We start from the raw sequence: 18,472 nt of genomic DNA, 5'->3' as shown, positions 1-18,472 counted from the left end.
ATCCGGCGCCGCCACCGCGCCCGTCGCGACGCCATGATCGCGGCCATCCGCACCCGGTTGCCGCACGCCCGTGTGCACGGCGCCGCCGCGGGGCTGCACCTGATGGTCACCTTGCCGCCGGGCGTCCGCGACACCGAGCTGGCCGCCCGCGGCCTCGCACTCGGCGTCAAGACCCAGCCGCTGTCCTGGCACACCCAGCGGCCCGACCGGCCCGGCCTCGTCCTCGGCTACGCGGCCGCCACCCCCACGGCGATCGCCGAGGGCATCGCCGTGCTCGCCTCGCTGTGCCCGGTGCCTCCCCGATGACCGCGCCGGGTGCCCCGCTGGAGACCGGTACGCCGAGCCGCCGGGACCACGGCCCGGGTCAGATGCCCGGCCGGTAGCGCAGTGGGTGGTCGGCGGGGATCTGGACCAGGACGAGGCGGTGGCCGTCCGGGTCGGCGATCCACATCTCGACCAGGCCCCAGGGCTCCTTGACCGGCGGTCGGACAATCGTGGCTCCCGCCGCGCGCAGCTCCTCATGCGCGGCGGAGGCGTCTGCGACCTGGAGCCAGAGCTGGAGGGAGGGGGTCGGGGGCTGGTCGCTGCGCCCGGAGACCTCGAGGAAGCCGCCGCCCAGGAAGTAGACGGTGCCTCGCTCGGGACCGGTACCGAACTCGCGGGCGATCTCCAGGCCGAGCGTCTCGCCGTAGAAGGCCCGCGACCTGTCCGGATCGGTGGGCCGCAGCAGAACCCGGCTGCTCAGAACATGCACCATGCCCGCACTCTAGTTCCGCGATCGGCCAGATAGGGTCGGCGGACATGAGCGACACCGCACAGCGGGGCGAGCTGCCCCTGACCTTCCGCCATGCCACCGAGGCGGACATCCCCGTCCTCACCGAGCTCGTGGAGTCCGCCTACCGGGGCGAGGCGAGCCGTGCGGGCTGGACCACCGAGGCCGATCTGCTGGACGGCCGGCGCACCGACCCGGAGGGGGTCGCCGCCGTGGTCCGCGACCCGAAGAGCATCATGCTGGTCGTCGAGCGGGACGGCGCCGTCATCGCCTGCTGCCAGCTCGAACACCGGGGCCGGGAGGCGTACTTCGGCATGTTCGCCGTCAGCCCCCGGCTGCAGGGCGGCGGGGTCGGCCGCGCGGTGCTGGCGGAGGCCGAGCGCACGGTGCGTGCCGAGTGGGGCGCCAAGCAGATGCAGATGCAGGTGATCCGGCAGCGCGAGGACCTGATCGCCTGGTACGAGCGGCGCGGCTACACCCGCACCGGCGAGCTGAGCCCCTTCCCCTACGGCGACGAGCGCTTCGGCATTCCGCAGCGCACCGACCTGGCCTTCGAACTGCTGGTCAAGCCGCTCGGCGAGTGACCGGGCGCCGCGGCCGGGTCCGCGACGGCCTCAGCCGGAACGCTCCACCGCCCGCTTGACGGCGGGCATGTCGGTGACCACGCCGTCCAGTCCCAGCTCGCGGGCGCGGGTCAGCTCCTCGTCGGTGTTGACGGTCCAGCTGATGACCTCGATCCCGGCGTCGTGTGCCCTGCGCACGATCTGGGCGTCGATGTGCTGCAGCTCCAGCGAGATCATGCCCGCGCCCAGTTCCTGGGCCCGTTCGGGGGCGGTGGGCGAGGAGCGTCCCGCCACCAGTACGAGCGGGATGTCGGGCAGCTGCCGCCGGGTCTCGCGCAGCGCCTCGGCGTGGAAGGAGATCACGGTCACCCGCTCGTGCAGCTGCCGCCGCTCGATGGTCTCGGCGAGCACCCGCGCGGCGGCGCGGTCCTTGATCTCCGCCTGCAGCGGACTGCGCACCGCGTCCACGACCTCCTCGAAGACGGGCACCCGCTCGCCCTGACCGGCGTCCAGCTCGCGCAGCTCGGCCAGGGTGAAGTCGCCGATCGGGCCGCTGCCGTCGGTCGTGCGCGCGACGTCCGCGTCGTGCATCACCACCAGCTCGCCGTCCTTGCTCAGATGCAGGTCGAGTTCGAGGACGTCGAGCCCTTCGCGTTCGGCGCGGACGAAGGAGCGCAGCGTGTTCTCAGGCTCGACGCCCATCACTCCGCGGTGTCCGACGGTCAGCAGTGGCACGGCCCTCTCGCTTTCGTGCGGGGACGACGGTGGGCCGCCAGACTAGCGGGCTTCGCCCCGCATCCTGCCGGACACCGTGGGAACCCCAGGAGAAATGGAAAAGGAGGCGGCCTGAACGGTGAGAGGCCGGAAAAACTACGGTCTACCCCCGTGATCGGCAGGATAATCTTCTGTGTTCTCCCCTTGAGGCGAGGCGCTCATCCGGATACGGTGGCCGCACGCTAGTTTCTCCTGTGGAGGGGTCAACATGACGGAAATTCTTTCGCCCGCACCCGCTCAGGGCGGCGTTTCGCCGTCACCGGGCGGAGCTGTCGAGAGCGTGGCCGCACACCCCGCCTGGTCGGCGCTGAAGACCGCCGTGGAGGCCGTCCGCCCGGCCCAGGTCAAGGACGGCTCGATCGACTTCGACGCCGAGGGCGCCCCCGACCGTCAGGAGATCCGGACCGAGCTGGACCGCGTCGTGGCCGCGGTGGAAGAGCTCTCCCCGCTGCTGCCGCACGACGCCGAGTACCACCGTGCTGTCGTGACCGATCTGCGTCGCTGGGCCGACGACGGCTTCGGCGTGCCCGACTTCCTGGACTCGCTGCTGGCCTTCCAGCCCGCGCACAACCGCGCCGACGGCCTCCAGCACCTGGTCGTCTTCCCGATGTACACGCAGAACGGCAACCCGAACCGCAATCTGGAGGCGGTCGTCCTGCGCATGGTCTGGCCCGACTGGCTGGCCGAGCTGGAGCGCACCCGCTACGACAACCCGCTGTTCTGCGGCATCACCTTCGAGGACTTCACCTCCGGCTACGACACCCACTCCGCCGTGCTCTTCCCGGAGACCATCGCCGTGCGCGAGGCGCCCGAGCGCTTCAGCTGGGGCGGCATCTTCTGCGACCGCGAGGCGGCCCGCTTCCGCCGCGTCGTCCAGGCCGCCTGCGAGGTCACCAGCCTCGAACTCCCCGAGGACGCCCAGCAGCTGCTCGCCGACCAGGAGCGCTGCCAGCAGACGTTCGTGTTGTGGGACATGGTCCACGACCGCACCCACAGCCACGGCGACCTGCCCTTCGACCCCTTCATGATCAAGCAGCGGCAGCCGTTCTGGATGTACGGCCTGGAGGAGCTGCGCTGCGATCTGACCGCCTTCCACGAGGGCGTGAAGCTGGAGGCCGACGGGGTGCCGCAGGGGCGGGACGTGCAGTACGCGATGCTCCTGGAGCGGCTCTTCCGCTTCCCCGTCACCGGCGAGCGCAAGCGCAACTACGACGGCCTCGGCGGGCAGCTGCTGTTCGCCTATCTCCACCAGCACGACGCGCTGCGCTGGCGGGACAACAAGCTGTCCATCGACTGGGACCGCGCCCGCCGGGTGACCGTCGCGCTGCGCGAGGAGATCGAGACGCTCTACCGCGCCGGCATCGACCGGCCCAAGATCGTCCACTGGTTCAAGGCCTATGAGCTGGTCTCCACCTATCTGGCCCCGCACCCCGGCTCCACCTGGGCCAAGGGCCCGGACGCGCTGGACCTGACCCTCCCGCCGCGCAAGCTGGTGGACGAGGTGTTGCCGGACGAGTTTCCGCTCAGCATGTTCTACGAGGCCCTCGCGAAGAAGCTGCGGGGTGTGATCGCATCGACCCAGGGCATCACCGCTGCCGGTCCGGTCCGGGCCGCCGCCGCATGAGCGGGCCGCCCGCAGGGCACAGCGGAGGGTCAGAGCGCGAGGAGGCGACGGAGATGACAGGCAGCACGGACTCGACGACACGGCGGGGCTACGAGGGCAACGGCGAGGGCGACCTGCAGGGGCGGGTGATCGCGGTCGCGGGCGCGGCCGGGCCCGCGGGGCAGGCCACGCTGCTGCGGCTCGCGGAGGAGGGCGCCACCGTCGTGGCGTGCGACGCGGATGCCGAGCGCCTCGCGCAGGCCGTGGACGCCGCACGCTTCGCCCATGGCGGAGCCACCGTCACCGGTGACACCGTCGACCTGCTCAGCCTGGAGGAGACCCGGGCGTGGGCGGACAAGACGGAGAAGGAGTTCGGCCGCGTCGACGGTCTGGTGCACCTGGTCGGCGGCTGGCGTGGCTCCTCGTCGTTCGCCGAGACGGACCTGGCCGACTGGGACACCCTGCACAACCTCCTCGTCCGCACCCTCCAGCACACCTCCCTCGCGTTCGAGGCCCCGCTCAAGCGCACGGGCGATGGCCGGTTCCTGCTGATCAGCGCGCTGGGCGCGAGCAAGCCGACCGCCGGCAACGCCGCCTACGCGGCCTCCAAGGCGGCGGCCGAGGCATGGACGCTGGCGCTCGGCGACTCCTTCCGCAAGGCGGGGGGCGAGGACGGGCCGCCGGCGGCCGCTGTCATCCTGGTGGTCAAGGCACTGGTGCACGACCAGATGCGCGCCGACCGGCCGAACGCGAAGTTCGCGGGCTTCACGGACGTCAAGGACCTCGCGAAGGCCGTGGTCGACACCTGGAACAAGCCCGCCGAAGAGCTGAACGGAACCCGCCTGTGGCTGACGCCCAACCCCTGAACCGATCCGCCCGGCCCCAGGCGGAGCCGGCCACCGAAGCCACCGACGCCAAGCGCCGTCACGATCCGGACATCCGCGGTTTCGCCAGTGACAACTACGCGGGCGCGCACCCGGAGATCCTGGCGGCGCTGGCGGTGGCCAACGGCGGCCACCAGTCCGCCTACGGCGCGGACGAGTACACCGAGCATCTGCAGACCGTCGTCCGCAGCCACTTCGGGCGGCGCGCCGAGGCGTTCCCGGTCTTCAACGGCACCGGGGCCAACGTCGTCGCGCTGCAGGCGCTCACCGACCGCTGGGGTGCGGTGATCTGCGCCGACACCGCGCACATCCACGTCGACGAGTGCGGAGCCCCCGAGCGGGTCGGCGGTCTGAAACTGCTCACCGTGCCCACCCCGGACGGAAAGCTCACCCCCGAGCTGATCGACCGGGAGGCGTTCGGCTGGGACGACGAGCACCGCGCCATGCCGCAGGTGGTCTCGCTGGCACAGAACACCGAGCTGGGCACCCTCTACACGGTGGAGGAGATACGCGCCCTGTGCGACCATGCGCACGAGCGCGGCATGCTGGTCCACCTCGACGGGGCCCGTATCGCCAACGCGGCCGCCGCGCTGGACGTCCCGATGCGTGCGTTCACCAACGCCGCGGGCGTGGACATCCTCTCCTTCGGTGGCACCAAGAACGGCATGCTCTTCGGTGAGGCCGTCGTGGTGCTCTCCCCGGACGCGGTCCGCCACATGAAGCACCTGCGCAAGCTGTCGATGCAGCTCGCCTCCAAGATGCGCTTCATCTCGGTGCAGTTGGAGGCGCTGCTCGCGGGCGACCTGTGGCTGCGCAACGCCCGCCATTCCAATGCGATGGCGCAGCGCCTGGCCGAGGGCGTCAGGGCGGTGGACGGCGTGGAGATCCTCCACCCCGTCCAGGCCAACGCCGTCTTCGCCCGCCTGCCGCACGATGTGAGCGAGCGTCTGCAGAAGCGCTACCGCTTCTACTTCTGGGACGAGGCCGCCGGCGACGTGCGCTGGATGTGCTCGTACGACACCACCGAGCAGGACGTGGACGGCTTCCTCGCCGCGCTCCGCGAGGAGATGGCCCGGTAGGGAAGGCACCTGCCCCGACCGTCTGAATATTTATGCAGCCCACCGTAATTCCATTGAGCTACGGTGGGCTGCGCCCTAGGCTGACGTGGCATGATGCTCACACCCGTCACCGCCGACGAGTCCGCCTATCTGGCCGCCGACGAAGTCGTCGACCACACCCACCCGCTGGTCCGCGAGACGGCTGCCCGGCTGAGTGCCCGTACCGACGGCGATCTGGCCGCATACGCCCGCGCCGCCTACGAGTTCGTCCGTGACACCATCCCGCACTCCGCCGACGTGGACGACTGGCGCCTCACCTGGCGCGCCTCCGACGTGCTCGCCCAGCGGGTCGGCATCTGTCACGCCAAGTCCCATGCCCTGGTCGCCCTGTTGCGCGCGGAGGGCATCCCCGCGGGCTTCTGTTACCAGAAGCTGAACGTGCTGCACGGGCTGATCGCGCTGCGGCTCCCCGGTGCGCGGCGCTGGGTGCGGCAGGACGCGCGGGGCAACAAGCCGGGGGTGAACGCGCAGTTCAGCCTCGACCGCGAGCAGCTGGCCTTCTCCGTCTGGCCGGAGAAGGGCGAGTGCGACTATCCGGTGCTCTACGCCGAGCCCCACCCGGTCGTCCTGCGTGCGCTGCGGCACGCCAGGGACCGTGCGCACCTGTGGCACCTGCTGGACACGGCGCTGTAGTCCGGTGTCCGGGCGGGGTGCCGCATGGATGGCGCCCCGCCCGCGGGCGTGCCGGCAACTGGCGTGATCACTCCGTTCCTCCGCGGCCCCGGGTGTGCGGCGAAACATGGTTGTGACACAGTGGCAGATGTATAGATGGCCGATACACGTGACCTTCGGTGAACATTCCTCACGGGGGGTGGGAGCCTGTCGGCCTGCGCACCGAAGGTCGGAGCCGGAGGAAGAAGCATGTGCGGAATCACCGGATGGGTCTCCTACGACAGGAACCTGGTCTCCGAGCGGACGACCGTCGACGCCATGACGAACACCATGTCCTGCCGCGGTCCGGACGACGCCGGCACCTGGATGGCCGGGCCTGCCGCGCTGGGACACCGCAGGCTCGCGATCATCGATCTTCCCGGCGGCAGGCAGCCGATGACCGTCGAGACCCCCGAGGGCACCGTCGCCCTGGTCTACTCGGGGGAGACCTACAACTACACCGAGCTGCGCCGCGAACTGACCGGCCGCGGCCACCGGTTCGGCACCGACTCGGACACCGAAGTGGTCCTGCGCGCCTATCTGGAGTGGGGCCCGGCCCTCGCCGAGCGGCTGAACGGCATGTACGCCTTCGCCATCTGGGACGGCCGCTCCAAGCAGTTGGTCATGGTGCGCGACCGGATGGGCATCAAGCCGTTCTACTACGCCGAGACCGCCGACGGCGTGCTGTTCGGCTCGGAGCCCAAGGCGATCCTCGCCAACCCGCTGGCCCGCCGCGAGGTCTCACTCGATGGCCTGCGTGAACTGTTCGCCTTCGTCAAGACGCCCGGCCACGCCGTGTGGGAGGGCATGCGCGAGGTCGAGCCGGGCACGGTGGTGACCGTCGGTGAGAGCGGCGTGCGCACCCACGTCTACTGGCAGTTGGAGACCCGGCCGCACACCGACGACAAGGACGAGACGGTCGCGCGGGTGCGTGAGTTGCTGGACGACATCGTGCGCCGACAGCTCGTCTCCGACGTACCGCGCTGCACCCTGCTGTCCGGCGGACTCGACTCCTCGGCGATGACCGCACTGGCGGCCCGCCGGCTCCGCGAGAGCGGTGAGACGGTACGCAGCTTCGCCGTCGACTTCGTCGGGCAGACCGAGAACTTCGTCCCCGACGAGCTGCGTGGCACCCCCGACACGCCGTTCGTGCACGACGTCGCCCGCGAGTCCGCGACCGAGCACCAGGACATCGTCCTCAGCTCCGGCGACCTCGCCGACCCCGAGGTGCGCTCCCGCGTCATCAGGGCCCGCGACCTCCCCATGGGCCTGGGAGACATGGACGCCTCGCTCTATCTGCTGTTCAAGGCCATCCGGCAGCACTCGACGGTCGCGCTGTCCGGCGAGTCGGCCGACGAGGTCTTCGGCGGCTACAAGCAGTTCTTCGACGAGGAGGCACGCAAGGCCGAGACGTTCCCGTGGCTGGTCCAGTTCGCCCGGAACATGGGTCAGGACAGCGATGTCCTCGACGACTCCCTCGCCCGCGCCCTCGATCTGCCCCGCTATGTGCGCGACAGCTACTCCTCGGCCGTCTCCGGTGTCCAGCGCCTGGAGGGGGAGAGCGACTTCGAGTACCGGATGCGGGTGATCTGCCACCTCCACCTCACCCGGTTCGTCCGCGTCCTGCTCGACCGCAAGGACCGCGCCAGCATGGCCGTCGGCCTGGAGGTGCGCGTACCGTTCTGCGACCACCGACTGGTCGAGTACGTCTACAACACCCCCTGGGCGCTCAAGTCGTTCGACGGCCGGGAGAAGAGCCTGCTGCGTGCGGCGACCGCCGACGTGCTGCCCCGTTCCGTCTACGAACGGGTCAAGAGCCCCTACCCCTCCACGCAGGACCCGAAGTACCACGCGGCACTGCAGGGGAACGTCAAGGAGCTGCTGGCCAAGCCCTCCCACCAGGTCTTCGACCTGGTCAGCAAGGACTGGCTGAAGCACGCGGTCCAGGTCGAGACCCCGCAGATCACCCAGGCCGGCCGGCGCGGTCTGGAGCGCGTCCTCGACCTGGCGCTGTGGATCGACATGTACGCACCGACGCTTACACTCTCCTGATCAAGACCTGATCGGCGCACGATCCGCTGATCCGGTCAGGACGAGACATGGGGGAGCGATGGGGACCCGGCAGGACGCGGCGTTCGAGATGGTCCTGGCCCTGCACCGGCTGCTGCGGTCGCTGCGGCGGGCCAGCCCCACGGGGGGCCTGCAACCCACCCAGCTGATCGTCCTGTCGATGCTGACGGAGGCCGGTCCCAGCAGGATCGGCGTCGTCGCCGACCGGGTCCCCTGCTCCCAGCCGACAGCCACCTCCGTCGTGGCGGAGCTGGAGACGCTGGGGCTCGTCCGCAGAGAGCCCGACCCCACCGACGGCCGCGCCACGCGCGTGGCCGTCACCGAGGAGGGCGTCAGCGCGCTGCGCGGCGTGGCACACGGCGAGGCGGAGGTGCTGCTGGAGCGCCTCGGCACGCTGTCGGACGAGGAGGCCGCGCGGGTGCTGGCGGCGGCCCCGCTGCTGCGGCTGCTCGCGGACGCGGGCCGGTGAGGGGGTGCCCCTGCCCGTTGTCTGCGGACTGCGGATGCGTTGTCGTCGCCGGGGGGCACCCCCCAACCTTCGGGCGGTGGTACCCCCGCCCGGCCGAAGTCCCCGGCCTTCGGCCGGGAGATATCCCCAGGGGAGCGGTTCCCCGCGCCCCTGACGGGGCGCACTCCTCCCTACAGCGCTTGGGCCTGCGCAGGAGTGGGGGCCGTGCCGCCCAGATGGGCGGGCAGCCACCAGGCGTCGGCGGCGCTCTGTGGCGCGGCGGGGTAGGTGCGCTGGGCCGCCTCCAGCAGCTCCTGCATCCGGTCGCGCAGCCGCTCGGTGACGCTGAGTGCCGATTCTTCCCGGCCGGGCTCGATCGGTTCGCCGACCTGGATGCTGATGGGGAAGTGGTTGCGGCCGAAGTCCCGCTTGTGGCCCTTGGTCCACAGCCGCTGCGTACCCCACAGCGCCATCGGGACGAGCGGCACCCGGGCCTCCTGGGCCAGCCGGGCCGCACCCGACTTGAAGTCCTTGAGCGTGAAGGAGGGCGAGATCGTCGCCTCCGGGAAGACGCCGATGACCTCTCCGGACCGCAGCGCGCCGAGCGCATGCGCGTACGCGTCCTCGCCGCGTGAGCGGTCCACCGGTATGTGCTTCATCGCCCGCATCAGCGGACCGGAGACCTTGTGCCGGAAGACTGACTCCTTGGCCATGAACCGCACCAGCCGCTTGGCGGGGCGGGCCGCCAGCCCGGTGAAGATGAAGTCCAGATAGCTGATGTGGTTGCTCACCAGCACGGCGCCGCCGCGTGAGGGCACATGTGCGGTGCCGCGGATGTCGAAGCGCAGGTCGAGAGCCTTGAACCACGCTCGCGCCGCACCGATCACCGGCGGGTAGAGGAGATCTGCCACGTCGGGGAACCCTTCGTCTCGGGATGCCGGGATGTACTCGGGATGTCGGTACTTACGGATGCGTAACTTCCGACTGCGGCAGATCGTTCCCCAAAGCGTTGCTCCTGGCTACCCTCACGGCAGACTTGTCCGTATGCACGCCGGAAGTACGGGAAGCGAGGGGTTCGTCATGGAGCGGGCGCGGGAATCCACCCCGGCCGAAGGTCCAGGGAGGGTGAGCGCCGAGGCGATCGGCGCCGAGGAGGGGCTCGGGGAGCGGGCCACCCTCGTCCAGTTCTCCAGCGCCTTCTGCCAGCCCTGCCGTGCCACTCGTCGCACGCTCGCCGAGGTGGCCGCCATGGTCGAGGGCGTCGCCCATATCGAGATCGACGCCGAGGACCACCTGGCGCTCGTGCGGGAACTGGGGGTGACCGGCACGCCCACCGTTCTCGTTCTCGACGCCGAGGGGCGGATCGTCCAACGCGCCCAGGGGCAGCCCCGCAAGCCGGATGTCATCGCCGCGCTGGGGCGCGCCATCGCCTGAACCGCACCCCTCCCGGCGCTCCGGCGTGATCGAGATCCCGCTGCGGGGCACTCGCTTCGCACCGTCCCGCGTGATGGAGTTGGGCTGTTCACTCTCCCCGTTGGCAACGTCACACCTTGACGGTCTTGAGAACGGGGAATGTGCTGGATGTACTGACGAGTAATATTGTGGACGGACGCCCGGTCCCACCGGACCGGAACCCGTGAGTCGAAGCAGTAGGAGAGCCGGCGTGAGCTTGAGGATCGTTGTCTGTGTGAAGTACGTGCCCGACGCCACCGGTGACCGGCACTTCGCGGAGGACCTGACCACCGACCGTGAGTCGGTCGACGGCCTGCTCTCCGAGCTGGACGAGTACGCGGTCGAGCAGGCGCTGCAGATCGCGGATTCGGACGAGGTCGACGACGCGGAGATCACCGTGCTCACCGTCGGCCCGGAGGACGCCAAGGACGCCCTGCGCAAGGCGCTGTCCATGGGCGCGGACAAGGCGGTGCACGTCGAGGACGACGATCTGCACGGCACCGACGCGCTCGGCTCCTCCTACGTCCTGGCCAAGGCCATCGAGAAGACCGGATACGACCTGGTCGTGTGCGGTATGGCCTCCACCGACGGCACGATGGGCGTGCTGCCCGCGATGCTCGCCGAGCGGCTGGGCGTGCCGCAGGTGACGCTGCTGTCGGAGGTCTCCGTGGCGGACGGCAAGGTGACCGGGCGCCGCGACGGCGACGCCGCCACCGAGCAGCTGGAGGCCCAGCTCCCGGCCGTCGTCTCCGTCACCGACCAGTCGGGCGAGGCGCGTTACCCGTCCTTCAAGGGCATCATGGCCGCCAAGAAGAAGCCCGTCGAGTCGCTGGACCTCGACGACCTGGACATCGAGGCCGAAGAGGTCGGCCTGGAGGGCGCCTGGACCAAGGTCGAGGACGTGGCCGAGCGCCCGGCGCGCACCGCGGGCACCGTCGTCAAGGACGAGGGCGACGGCGGCAAGCAGCTGGCCGCCTTCCTCGCGGAGCGCAAGTTCGTCTAAGGCGGCCCGGCGCGCCGCGGTTCCCCGCGCGCCCGGTCGCGCACCTTCCCTCCGACCTCCCTTTGATCTTCCGCAGGAGAGCACCCCATGGCTGAAGTCCTTGTCTACGTCGACCACGTGGACGGCGCCGTCCGCAAGCCCACCCTCGAACTGCTGACCCTCGCCCGCCGGCTGGGCGACCCGGTCGCCGTGCACCTCGGCCCGAACGCAGAGGACGCCGCCAAGACGCTCGGCGAGTACGGCGCCACCCGTGTACTGGCCGCCGACGCGCCGGAGTTCGCCGACTACCTTGTCGTCCCCAAGGTGGACGCCCTGCAGGCCGCCTACGAGTCCGTCTCGCCCGCCGCCGTGCTGGTCCCCTCCTCCGCCGAGGGCAAGGAGATCGCCGCACGTCTCGCGGTGCGCCTCGGCTCCGGCATCGTCACCGACGCGGTCGACCTGGAGGCCGGTGACGAGGGCCCGGTGACCACGCAGTCGGTCTTCGCCGCCGCGTTCACCACCAAGTCCCGGATCACCAAGGGCACCCCGGTCATCACCGTCAAGCCGAACTCGGCCACCCCGGAGGCCTCCTCCGCCGCCGGTACGGTCGAGCAGCTGTCGGTGAGCTTCGGCGAAGCGGCCACCGGTACCAAGGTCACCTCGCGCACCCCGCGTGAGTCCACCGGCCGCCCCGAGCTGACCGAGGCCGCCATCGTGGTCTCCGGCGGCCGCGGCCTCAACGGCGCCGAGAACTTCCCGCTGATCGAGGGCCTGGCCGACTCGCTGGGCGCCGCGGTGGGCGCCTCCCGCGCCGCGGTCGACGCCGGCTGGTACCCGCACTCGCACCAGGTGGGCCAGACCGGTAAGACCGTCTCCCCGCAGCTCTACATCGCCACCGGCATCTCCGGCGCCATCCAGCACCGCGCCGGTATGCAGACCTCGAAGACGATCGTGGCCATCAACAAGGACTCCGAGGCCCCGATCTTCGACCTGGTCGACTACGGCGTGGTCGGCGACCTGTTCGAGGTCGTCCCCCAGCTGACCGAGGAGATCAAGACCCGCAAGGGCTGACGCCTTTCGAGCGCTCCAAGCCCTTCGAGAGTTCGCACAGGAGCCCCGCACCGATCGTTCGGTGCGGGGCTCCTCGGCGTTTGTCGGAGACGCGGGCCTGCCCGGTCAGAAGGCGAAGACGGAGGCGCCCTCGGCCCGCTTCATGCAGTTGTTGCCGTAGACGCGCTCGTGGTCGACGCGCTTGCCCTCCCACACGCCCTGGGCGGTCACGACGACGGGGCGCCACTCCTTGGTGCAGAAGGTGCTTCCGGTGTCGTCGGCCAGTGCTTCGAAGTCCCCGCCGGACGCCCGCAGCTGGGCGCAGGCGTTCGCGGCGGCGGGGTGGGTCCCGGACGGGCCGGGCGTGCAGCTGAGCGTGACGGCACGCTGTGGTGCCGCTGTGGCGGCGCTCTCACCGTCCGCGATGGTGAGCACCAGGGCCGAGGGTGCGTAGAGCGAGGAGGCCTTCGCAGGCGCGGCCTCGGCAGGTGCTGCCGTGAGCGCGAGGGCGCTGACGGCCCCCGTGACAGCAGCCGCCGTGGTGAGGACGGTGCGCCAGGGTGCGGTCTTCCGCATTGTGTGCTTCCTTCCGCTTTGAGGTAAGTGCCGGATCTATCGGCGAAAGTGAGTTTGCCGAGTCCGTGGGAATAAAGCACATCGACCCCATATGTTTCAGTAACGTTTCGCATTGAATCAGTGGCGGAAAGTGACACCTCCGAGGCTGTCGCAACCTGCGGCAACATCCTTTCGCGCCACGCCTGTTCGGCCCGGATGGCTTGTTACCCGGTGCTCCACGACGACCGGAAACCATGGCCGGGTCCGGTCGGCACCCCTTCGCGGCCCTGCGGGCGCGGTCGGCCAGGGCGACCCTTGACTGGCTGCTCAGGCCGCCATTAGCGTCACGGCACTGGCTTCAACGTTTTGTTGATGCCTGGTCGGTGTGCGGGAGAGGGAGTACAGATGGCGCAGGGCGGGACGGTCGGTACGAGCTTGGACAGCGGCGTGCTGGAGGGGGTCTCCCGGCTGCTCGAACCGGTGGACGCCGAACTCGCCCGGCGCTACCCGGGGGACCCGGGCACCCGGCAGCCGGTGCACACCGTGTACGTGCCCGCCGACGTCGTGACGCCCGGCACCGTGCGGGAGTGGGGCGAGGCCGCCGGTGCGCTGCTGGACGCACACGCCCCCGACGCCGCAACCCTCGCCGCGGTACTCGGCATGGACGAGGAGCTGGCCGGTCCCGTCCATGCCCGGCTCCGGGACAAGCTGCGCCGTGAGCCCGTCGAGGACCTGCGCATCGACTTCGAGGACGGCTACGGGATCCGGTCCGACGACGAGGAGGACGCCGCCGCCGTCCGGGCCGCCGAACTGATCGCCGCGGCCTTCGCGGAGGGTGCCGAGGGACCCGCGCCGTTCCGCGCCGGTATCCGGATGAAGTGCATGGAGGCGGCCGTCCGCGACCGCGGCATCCGCACCCTCGACCTCTTCCTCACCGGACTGCTGGAAGCGGGCGGGCTGCCCGACGGGCTGGTGCTGACGCTGCCCAAGGTGACCTACCCCGAGCAGGTCACCGCGATGGCCCGGCTGTGCGAGGAGTTCGAGAAGGCCCGCGGCCTGGACGCCGGCCGTATCGGCTTCGAGATCCAGATCGAGACCACCCAGTCGATCCTCGGCGCCGACGGCCGGGCCACCGTCGCCCGGCTGATCGACGCCGCGGAGGGCCGCGCCACCTCGCTGCACTACGGCACCTTCGACTACAGCGCCTCCTGCGGGGTCTCCGCCGCCTATCAGGCGATGGACCACCCGGCCGCCGACCACGCCAAGGCCGTGATGCAGGTCGCCGCCGCCGGCACCGGCGTGCGGCTCTCCGACGGATCCACCAACATCGTGCCCACCGGCGACCGGGCACAGGTGCACGACGCCTGGCGGCTCCACCACTCCCTGGTACGGCGCTCGCTCGCCCGCGCCTACTACCAGGGCTGGGACATGCACCCCGGCCACCTGCCCACCCGCTACGCCGCCGTCTACGCCTTCTACCGCGAGGGCATGCGGCGCGCGGGCGAACGGCTCGCCGCCTATGTGGGCCAGGCAGGCGGCGAGGTGATGGACGAGCCCGCGACAGCGCGCGCCCTCAGCGGCTATCTGCTGCGCGGCCTCGACTGCGGCGCGCTGGACGCCGCCGAGGTCGCCGAGGTCTCCGGACTCGACCGTGCCGAACTCGACCGGCTCGCGGGTCGCTGAAGGCGCGATGTCCCTGTTCCCCGGGCGGCCGCCCAGGTCTCGCGCGGTCGCCCGGCTCCGTCCCGCCCCGCCTTCCCGCCCTGGATCACCCCGCTGAAGCGGCCCGCGGCAGGCGGAGCCGGCCGGTCTCCGTCACGTTCGGTCAACTCCGCTGCGGGTTCAGGAAGTCGAGGGCGCTGTCGACCGTCAGCGGTGCGCCGAGAATGCGGCGATGGCTGAGACCGGTGGTGACGAGGAGTTCGGCCCGCGCGTCATGAGCCGATACGAGCCGATGGGCCTGCTGGAGGGGCACCGTCCGGTCGCCCTCGTCGTGGACGATCAGCATCGGGAGGTCGAAGTCGGCGGGCCGGTGCGTCGCGTCGAAGCGCTCCCAGACGTTCTCGACCTCCGGGAACAGCCGGGTCTCCACCTTGCGCCGCAGAACGGCACGGAGGGCGGGGTCCAGCCGGAGGAGCCGGCTGAACTCGTCGACCAGGAAGCCGAAGTCGCTCACCCCGGCGACAGCGACCAGCCGTTCCGCCTTGATCCGTTCGCGGAGTGCGAGGAAGGCGCAGAGGACGCCGAAGGAGTGCGCGAGGACGGCGTGGAAGGGACCGTACCGGTCCTGGAGGCGCCCGGCGATCTCGGCGTTCTCCAAGACGGTCGTCGTACGCCCTCCTGAGTCGCCGTGCCCCGGCGCGTCGAACGCGACCGGGCTCAGCCCCAGTGCCTCCAGCCGGGGTATGAACGCGGCGAAGCGGGAAGCGCGGGACTGCCATCCGTGCAGCATGAGTACGGGCCGCTCGCCGTCGCCCCACTGATAGGTGATCACGCGTCGGCTGCCTGAGACGAGTTCGTCGGTTCTCGCCCGTATGTGCGCCTCACGTTCGCCCGGCAGGACCTTGCCCCGCCTGAGGGGCGCACGGAAGACGGCGTACGCCATCCGTCCCGCGAGCGCCGGCGAGAGTGCCGCGCTCGCGTTGAGGGCCGACCCCAGAACCGCCTCAGCGCCGCGACTTCGTCGTCCTCCGCCGAGCTGTGTCTGCTGCGTCCGCATGCTGCCCCTCCCATGTTCTTCAGCAGAAATGTGACCGTACGGTCGTGCTGTTAGTTGCCGCAGTCTGGCACATGACCGAACGGTCGTCCACTGACTAGACTTCGGCCGCGCGACCACGGCTCGGCTGTCGCCCGGACGGCAGCCGTACGACAGGTGGCGACAACCGGAGAAGCCGCAGAAGAGGGAACGAACGGGACGGAGGGGCTGTGAAGCGCTCAGACGGACGTGTCGAACGCGGCAATCAGACCCGGCGGCTGGTCCTGGACCGAGCCGTGCGGGTCGCCTCCTGCGAAGGGCTCGACGGCCTTTCGCTGGGCCGCCTCGCCGGGGAGCTCCAGCTGAGCAAGAGCGGTGTCTTCACCTTGTTCGGCTCCAAGGAGGAGCTTCAGCTGGCGACCGTGCGGGCCGCCACCAGGATCTACACCGAACACGTCGTGCGGCCGGCCCAGGAGGCACCGGCCGGGCTCCATCGAGTGGTGCGTCTGTACGAGAGTTGGCTGAGCTACTCGCGGGAGCGGGTCTTTCCCGGCGGCTGCTTCTTCTTCTCCGTCTCCGCCGAGTTCGACGCGCGCGAGGGCCGCGTCCACGACAGCATCGCCCAGGCCCGCGCCGACTGGACCGCCTTCGTCGAACGCACCCTCGACGAAGCCCGGCAGACCGGAGAGCTCGCCGAGGACACCGACGTCCCACAGCTCGCCTTCGAGATCATCGCTCTGCTGGAGGCCGGCAACGCCGAGTCGGTACTGCACGGCGACGCCTCGGTGGACGCGAAGCCGTACGAGCGCGCCCGGCGCGGGATCCGCCACCGGCTGGCGGCCGCCGCCACCGATCCGGCGGCCCTGCCCGCCGGCGACTGACACCGCAGGTGGTGCCTACGGGTGCAGCGCGCCGCCGACGGCTGCCGCTCTCCGCCGCCGCGGGCACCGACCGTCGCCGCAACGCCCCGCCACGTCCGGCCGCTCCCTCGGACCGGCTCAGGAGTCGACGCTCAGCCGCTCCCAGTCGTCGGCGAGGGCGGTCAGTTCCCGCAGGAGCCGGTCGCGGTCCGCCGAGTCGTACCGTTCGAGGAGCCGCTCGTCCAGCTTCCGTGCCCGGGCGTCGGCCGTCTGAAGCGCCCGCTCGCCCTCCGGGGTGAGGAAGAGCAGTTTGCGGCGGCCGTCCGCCGCGGCGGTTCTCCGCTCCAGCAGCCCGCGGTCCTCCAGCCGCCGGGCAAGATCCGCCATGGTGGAGCTGTCCAGCGCCACGGCGCAGGCGAGCGAGGTCTGGTCGTTGCCCGGGTTGGCCCCCACCGTCGTCAGAACGGCGAACTGCGGTCCGGTCAGTGTCTGGCCGACAGCACGCAACCACGCCCCTGCATACGCCTGATACAGGCGCCGCACCTGGTAGCCGGCCGCGGTCCGCAGTACGTCAGGGGCGGCCAGGGCGGTCGGCGCGGCCTCGGAGGGGCTCGTCGCCGCGGGTTGGGCAGGAGAGGTCGATTCCGGGGTCTTGTCAGCCATGACCCCACTTAAGCACGGGAGTTGGACCCTCCCGCGGGCACGGTTGACGGGGCGGATTCCTCGGGGGTAGCCGGTGCCCGAGGGCGTCGTCGCCATCGCGCGGGCGCCGAGGGCGACACAGCCCGAGAAGGTGCGCCGGCGCTCCGCTGCCGCCCGTCCACGGCGCCTACCGCATGGTGCCGAGGTGGAATCAGTCCTCGTCAGGTGCCGTCCTCTCCGGCTTCTCGGGTATCACAGAGGTCTGTGATGCCCTTGGTGCTCCGGACGGCGTCTCGTCCAAACCCGGGCGGTCTCAGTCGCCGGGCGGGATCTCGCCCGAGCCGCGGGCGATCAGGGTCGTGGGGCGCGAGACGGTACGGGGCTCGTCGTCGGCGCCGTCCAGCCGCCTGAACAGCAACTCGGCTGCGCTGCGGCCGAGATCCGCCGGGTCCTGGGCGACGACCGTGACCGGGGGCGAGAGCAGATCGGCGAGCTCGAAATCGTCGAAGCCGACCAGCGCCACGGGCCGTTCCCGCCGCTCGGGCGCCGCCAACTCCCGCACCAGCGTGACCGTCACCCGGTTGTTGCCGGAGAAGAACGCGGTCACCGGCTCGGTACCGTCGGTGCCGTCCAGCATGCGGGCGGCATCGGCCCGTACCCGGTCGGAGTCCGTGCTGCCGGGCGCCACCCAGGAGTCGGCCACCGGCAGCCCCGCCTCCGCCATCGCGGCCCGATAGCCCCGCAGCCGCTCCTTGGCGGTGTGGATGCCGGGCCGGTCGCCGATGAAGCCGATACGCCGGTGCCCGTGCGCGATCAGGTGGGCGACGCCGGTCCGAGCGCCCTCGAAGTTGTCGGAGAGCACCAGGTCGGCCGCTATCCGCCCCGGTGGCCGGTCGACGAAGACGGTGGCGACCCCCGCGGCGATCTCCGGCGCCAGATAGCGGTGGTCGTCGCTGGCCGGCACGATCACCAGCCCGTCGACACGGCGGGCGCACAGCGCCAGCGCCAGCTCCTGCTCCCGCTCCGGGTCCTCCGCGCTCGATCCGTTGATCAGCAGCGCGCCGTGGGCCCGCGCGACCTCCTCCACCGCCCGGCTGAGCGGCGAGTAGAACGGGTCGGCCAGGTCCTCCAGCACCAGACCGACGCTGGCCGTGGTGCCCTTGCGCAGTACCCGGGCGCTGTCGTTGCGCCGGAAGCCGAGCGAGGTGATGGCCTCCTGCACCCGCCGCTCGGTGTCGCTGGAGACTCCCGCCTCGCCGTTGACGACCCGGGAGACGGTCTTGAGACCCACGCCTGCCCGCGCCGCCACGTCCTTCATGGTCGGGCGACCCGCATGGCGGCGTCCCCCTCGGC

Annotated in this window: 19 protein-coding genes and 1 pseudogene; 13 read left to right on the top strand and 7 right to left on the bottom strand. The window is 71.1% G+C overall.

Going from position 1 to position 18,472, the window contains the following annotated elements:
* A pseudogene (locus tag KBY19_RS17860) lies at nucleotides 1–306 on the top strand (PLP-dependent aminotransferase family protein); the annotation flags it as partial.
* 58 nt (nucleotides 307–364) lie between these two features.
* On the opposite strand, the gene KBY19_RS17855 reads toward KBY19_RS17860, so the two are convergent.
* Nucleotides 365–757 carry a VOC family protein gene (locus KBY19_RS17855; protein ID WP_099878063.1) on the bottom strand — a complete coding sequence of 131 codons (393 nt, stop codon included), beginning with the start codon at nucleotides 755–757 and terminating at the stop codon, nucleotides 365–367.
* A gap of 44 nt (nucleotides 758–801) precedes the next feature.
* Between KBY19_RS17855 and KBY19_RS17850 the strand changes: the two genes are divergently transcribed.
* A complete protein-coding gene (locus KBY19_RS17850) occupies nucleotides 802–1,356 on the top strand; it encodes a GNAT family N-acetyltransferase (protein ID WP_099878061.1) in 555 nt (184 codons plus the stop codon).
* A gap of 30 nt (nucleotides 1,357–1,386) precedes the next feature.
* On the opposite strand, the gene KBY19_RS17845 is transcribed toward KBY19_RS17850, so the two are convergent.
* Nucleotides 1,387–2,070, bottom strand: coding sequence for a glycerophosphodiester phosphodiesterase family protein (locus tag KBY19_RS17845; protein WP_099878059.1), 684 nt, complete (start codon nucleotides 2,068–2,070; stop codon nucleotides 1,387–1,389).
* Nucleotides 2,071–2,317: 247 nt separating this feature from the next.
* Here KBY19_RS17845 and KBY19_RS17840 point away from each other — a divergent pair, with 247 nt between their 5' ends.
* The 6 genes from KBY19_RS17840 to KBY19_RS17815 all read left to right on the top strand — a co-directional run bounded on the left by KBY19_RS17840 (nucleotide 2,318) and on the right by KBY19_RS17815 (nucleotide 8,904).
* The gene (locus KBY19_RS17840; protein ID WP_210966154.1) at nucleotides 2,318–3,733 is read left to right on the top strand and encodes a DUF6421 family protein; all 1,416 of its coding nucleotides are present in this window, start codon (nucleotides 2,318–2,320) and stop codon (nucleotides 3,731–3,733) included.
* A 53-nt stretch (nucleotides 3,734–3,786) separates the two neighbouring features.
* Nucleotides 3,787–4,578 (top strand): SDR family NAD(P)-dependent oxidoreductase, encoded by a 792-nt coding sequence (locus tag KBY19_RS17835; RefSeq protein ID WP_099878054.1) that lies wholly within the window; start codon nucleotides 3,787–3,789, stop codon nucleotides 4,576–4,578.
* Nucleotides 4,575–5,675 (top strand): low specificity L-threonine aldolase, encoded by a 1,101-nt coding sequence (locus KBY19_RS17830; protein ID WP_210956588.1) that lies wholly within the window; start codon nucleotides 4,575–4,577, stop codon nucleotides 5,673–5,675. Before KBY19_RS17835 ends, KBY19_RS17830 begins: the two co-directional genes overlap by 4 nt.
* Before the next feature lie 90 nt (nucleotides 5,676–5,765).
* A complete protein-coding gene (locus KBY19_RS17825) occupies nucleotides 5,766–6,347 on the top strand; it encodes a transglutaminase family protein (protein ID WP_099878052.1) in 582 nt (193 codons plus the stop codon).
* 228 nt (nucleotides 6,348–6,575) lie between these two features.
* On the top strand, nucleotides 6,576–8,417 hold the full coding sequence (gene asnB, locus KBY19_RS17820) for an asparagine synthase (glutamine-hydrolyzing) (protein WP_210966153.1): 1,842 nt from the start codon (nucleotides 6,576–6,578) through the stop codon (nucleotides 8,415–8,417).
* A 58-nt stretch (nucleotides 8,418–8,475) separates the two neighbouring features.
* On the top strand, nucleotides 8,476–8,904 hold the full coding sequence (locus tag KBY19_RS17815; protein ID WP_099878046.1) for a MarR family winged helix-turn-helix transcriptional regulator: 429 nt from the start codon (nucleotides 8,476–8,478) through the stop codon (nucleotides 8,902–8,904).
* Nucleotides 8,905–9,074: 170 nt separating this feature from the next.
* Here the strand turns inward: KBY19_RS17815 and KBY19_RS17810 are convergent, their stop codons facing one another.
* Nucleotides 9,075–9,794 (bottom strand): 1-acyl-sn-glycerol-3-phosphate acyltransferase, encoded by a 720-nt coding sequence (locus tag KBY19_RS17810; RefSeq protein ID WP_099878043.1) that lies wholly within the window; start codon nucleotides 9,792–9,794, stop codon nucleotides 9,075–9,077.
* Between the two features lie 169 nt (nucleotides 9,795–9,963).
* Between KBY19_RS17810 and KBY19_RS17805 the strand changes: the two genes are divergently transcribed.
* The 3 genes from KBY19_RS17805 to KBY19_RS17795 all read left to right on the top strand — a co-directional run bounded on the left by KBY19_RS17805 (nucleotide 9,964) and on the right by KBY19_RS17795 (nucleotide 12,388).
* Complete coding sequence (locus tag KBY19_RS17805; protein WP_099878041.1) at nucleotides 9,964–10,317, top strand: thioredoxin family protein; 354 nt, start codon at nucleotides 9,964–9,966, stop codon at nucleotides 10,315–10,317.
* 229 nt (nucleotides 10,318–10,546) lie between these two features.
* Nucleotides 10,547–11,338, top strand: coding sequence for an electron transfer flavoprotein subunit beta/FixA family protein (locus KBY19_RS17800; RefSeq protein ID WP_099878038.1), 792 nt, complete (start codon nucleotides 10,547–10,549; stop codon nucleotides 11,336–11,338).
* A gap of 87 nt (nucleotides 11,339–11,425) precedes the next feature.
* On the top strand, nucleotides 11,426–12,388 hold the full coding sequence (locus KBY19_RS17795; protein ID WP_099878035.1) for an electron transfer flavoprotein subunit alpha/FixB family protein: 963 nt from the start codon (nucleotides 11,426–11,428) through the stop codon (nucleotides 12,386–12,388).
* 105 nt (nucleotides 12,389–12,493) lie between these two features.
* Here the strand turns inward: KBY19_RS17795 and KBY19_RS17790 are convergent, their stop codons facing one another.
* Nucleotides 12,494–12,943, bottom strand: a complete 450-nt coding sequence (locus tag KBY19_RS17790) for a subtilase-type protease inhibitor (RefSeq protein ID WP_099878032.1) — start codon at nucleotides 12,941–12,943, stop codon at nucleotides 12,494–12,496.
* Nucleotides 12,944–13,327: 384 nt separating this feature from the next.
* Here KBY19_RS17790 and KBY19_RS17785 point away from each other — a divergent pair, with 384 nt between their 5' ends.
* Complete coding sequence (locus tag KBY19_RS17785) at nucleotides 13,328–14,605, top strand: aldolase/citrate lyase family protein (protein ID WP_210966152.1); 1,278 nt, start codon at nucleotides 13,328–13,330, stop codon at nucleotides 14,603–14,605.
* Nucleotides 14,606–14,747: 142 nt separating this feature from the next.
* On the opposite strand, the gene KBY19_RS17780 is transcribed toward KBY19_RS17785, so the two are convergent.
* A complete protein-coding gene (locus tag KBY19_RS17780; RefSeq protein ID WP_099878025.1) occupies nucleotides 14,748–15,641 on the bottom strand; it encodes an alpha/beta hydrolase in 894 nt (297 codons plus the stop codon).
* A 206-nt stretch (nucleotides 15,642–15,847) separates the two neighbouring features.
* On the opposite strand from KBY19_RS17780, the gene KBY19_RS17775 reads away from it, so the two are divergent.
* Entirely contained in the window at nucleotides 15,848–16,498 is a 651-nt protein-coding gene (locus KBY19_RS17775) for a TetR/AcrR family transcriptional regulator (protein WP_185016175.1), read from the top strand.
* Between the two features lie 117 nt (nucleotides 16,499–16,615).
* Here the strand turns inward: KBY19_RS17775 and KBY19_RS17770 are convergent, their stop codons facing one another.
* Nucleotides 16,616–17,140, bottom strand: coding sequence for a MarR family winged helix-turn-helix transcriptional regulator (locus tag KBY19_RS17770; RefSeq protein WP_210966151.1), 525 nt, complete (start codon nucleotides 17,138–17,140; stop codon nucleotides 16,616–16,618).
* 292 nt (nucleotides 17,141–17,432) lie between these two features.
* A complete protein-coding gene (locus KBY19_RS17765) occupies nucleotides 17,433–18,437 on the bottom strand; it encodes a LacI family DNA-binding transcriptional regulator (RefSeq protein ID WP_099878017.1) in 1,005 nt (334 codons plus the stop codon).
* Nucleotides 18,438–18,472: the final 35 nt, after the last annotated feature.

Source organism: Streptomyces sp. B15 (assembly GCF_018070605.1).
Lineage (GTDB): Bacteria > Actinomycetota > Actinomycetes > Streptomycetales > Streptomycetaceae > Streptomyces > Streptomyces smyrnaeus.
The sequence above is the reverse complement of the archived record's forward strand: the minus strand, read 5'-3'. Positions and strand labels throughout refer to the sequence as shown.

Excerpts from the sequence above, each read along its gene's own strand:
- KBY19_RS17855 (WP_099878063.1), bottom strand. The coding sequence starts at position 757 with ATGGTGCATGTTCTGAGCAGCCGGGTTCTGCTGCGGCCCACCGATCCG.
- KBY19_RS17850 (WP_099878061.1), top strand. The coding sequence starts at position 802 with ATGAGCGACACCGCACAGCGGGGCGAGCTGCCCCTGACCTTCCGCCAT.
- KBY19_RS17840 (WP_210966154.1), top strand. The coding sequence starts at position 2,318 with ATGACGGAAATTCTTTCGCCCGCACCCGCTCAGGGCGGCGTTTCGCCG.
- KBY19_RS17835 (WP_099878054.1), top strand. The coding sequence starts at position 3,787 with ATGACAGGCAGCACGGACTCGACGACACGGCGGGGCTACGAGGGCAAC.
- KBY19_RS17825 (WP_099878052.1), top strand. The coding sequence starts at position 5,766 with ATGATGCTCACACCCGTCACCGCCGACGAGTCCGCCTATCTGGCCGCC.
- asnB (WP_210966153.1), top strand. The coding sequence starts at position 6,576 with ATGTGCGGAATCACCGGATGGGTCTCCTACGACAGGAACCTGGTCTCC.
- KBY19_RS17815 (WP_099878046.1), top strand. The coding sequence starts at position 8,476 with ATGGGGACCCGGCAGGACGCGGCGTTCGAGATGGTCCTGGCCCTGCAC.
- KBY19_RS17805 (WP_099878041.1), top strand. The coding sequence starts at position 9,964 with ATGGAGCGGGCGCGGGAATCCACCCCGGCCGAAGGTCCAGGGAGGGTG.
- KBY19_RS17795 (WP_099878035.1), top strand. The coding sequence starts at position 11,426 with ATGGCTGAAGTCCTTGTCTACGTCGACCACGTGGACGGCGCCGTCCGC.
- KBY19_RS17790 (WP_099878032.1), bottom strand. The coding sequence starts at position 12,943 with ATGCGGAAGACCGCACCCTGGCGCACCGTCCTCACCACGGCGGCTGCT.
- KBY19_RS17785 (WP_210966152.1), top strand. The coding sequence starts at position 13,328 with ATGGCGCAGGGCGGGACGGTCGGTACGAGCTTGGACAGCGGCGTGCTG.
- KBY19_RS17780 (WP_099878025.1), bottom strand. The coding sequence starts at position 15,641 with ATGCGGACGCAGCAGACACAGCTCGGCGGAGGACGACGAAGTCGCGGC.
- KBY19_RS17770 (WP_210966151.1), bottom strand. The coding sequence starts at position 17,140 with ATGGCTGACAAGACCCCGGAATCGACCTCTCCTGCCCAACCCGCGGCG.
- KBY19_RS17765 (WP_099878017.1), bottom strand. The coding sequence starts at position 18,437 with ATGAAGGACGTGGCGGCGCGGGCAGGCGTGGGTCTCAAGACCGTCTCC.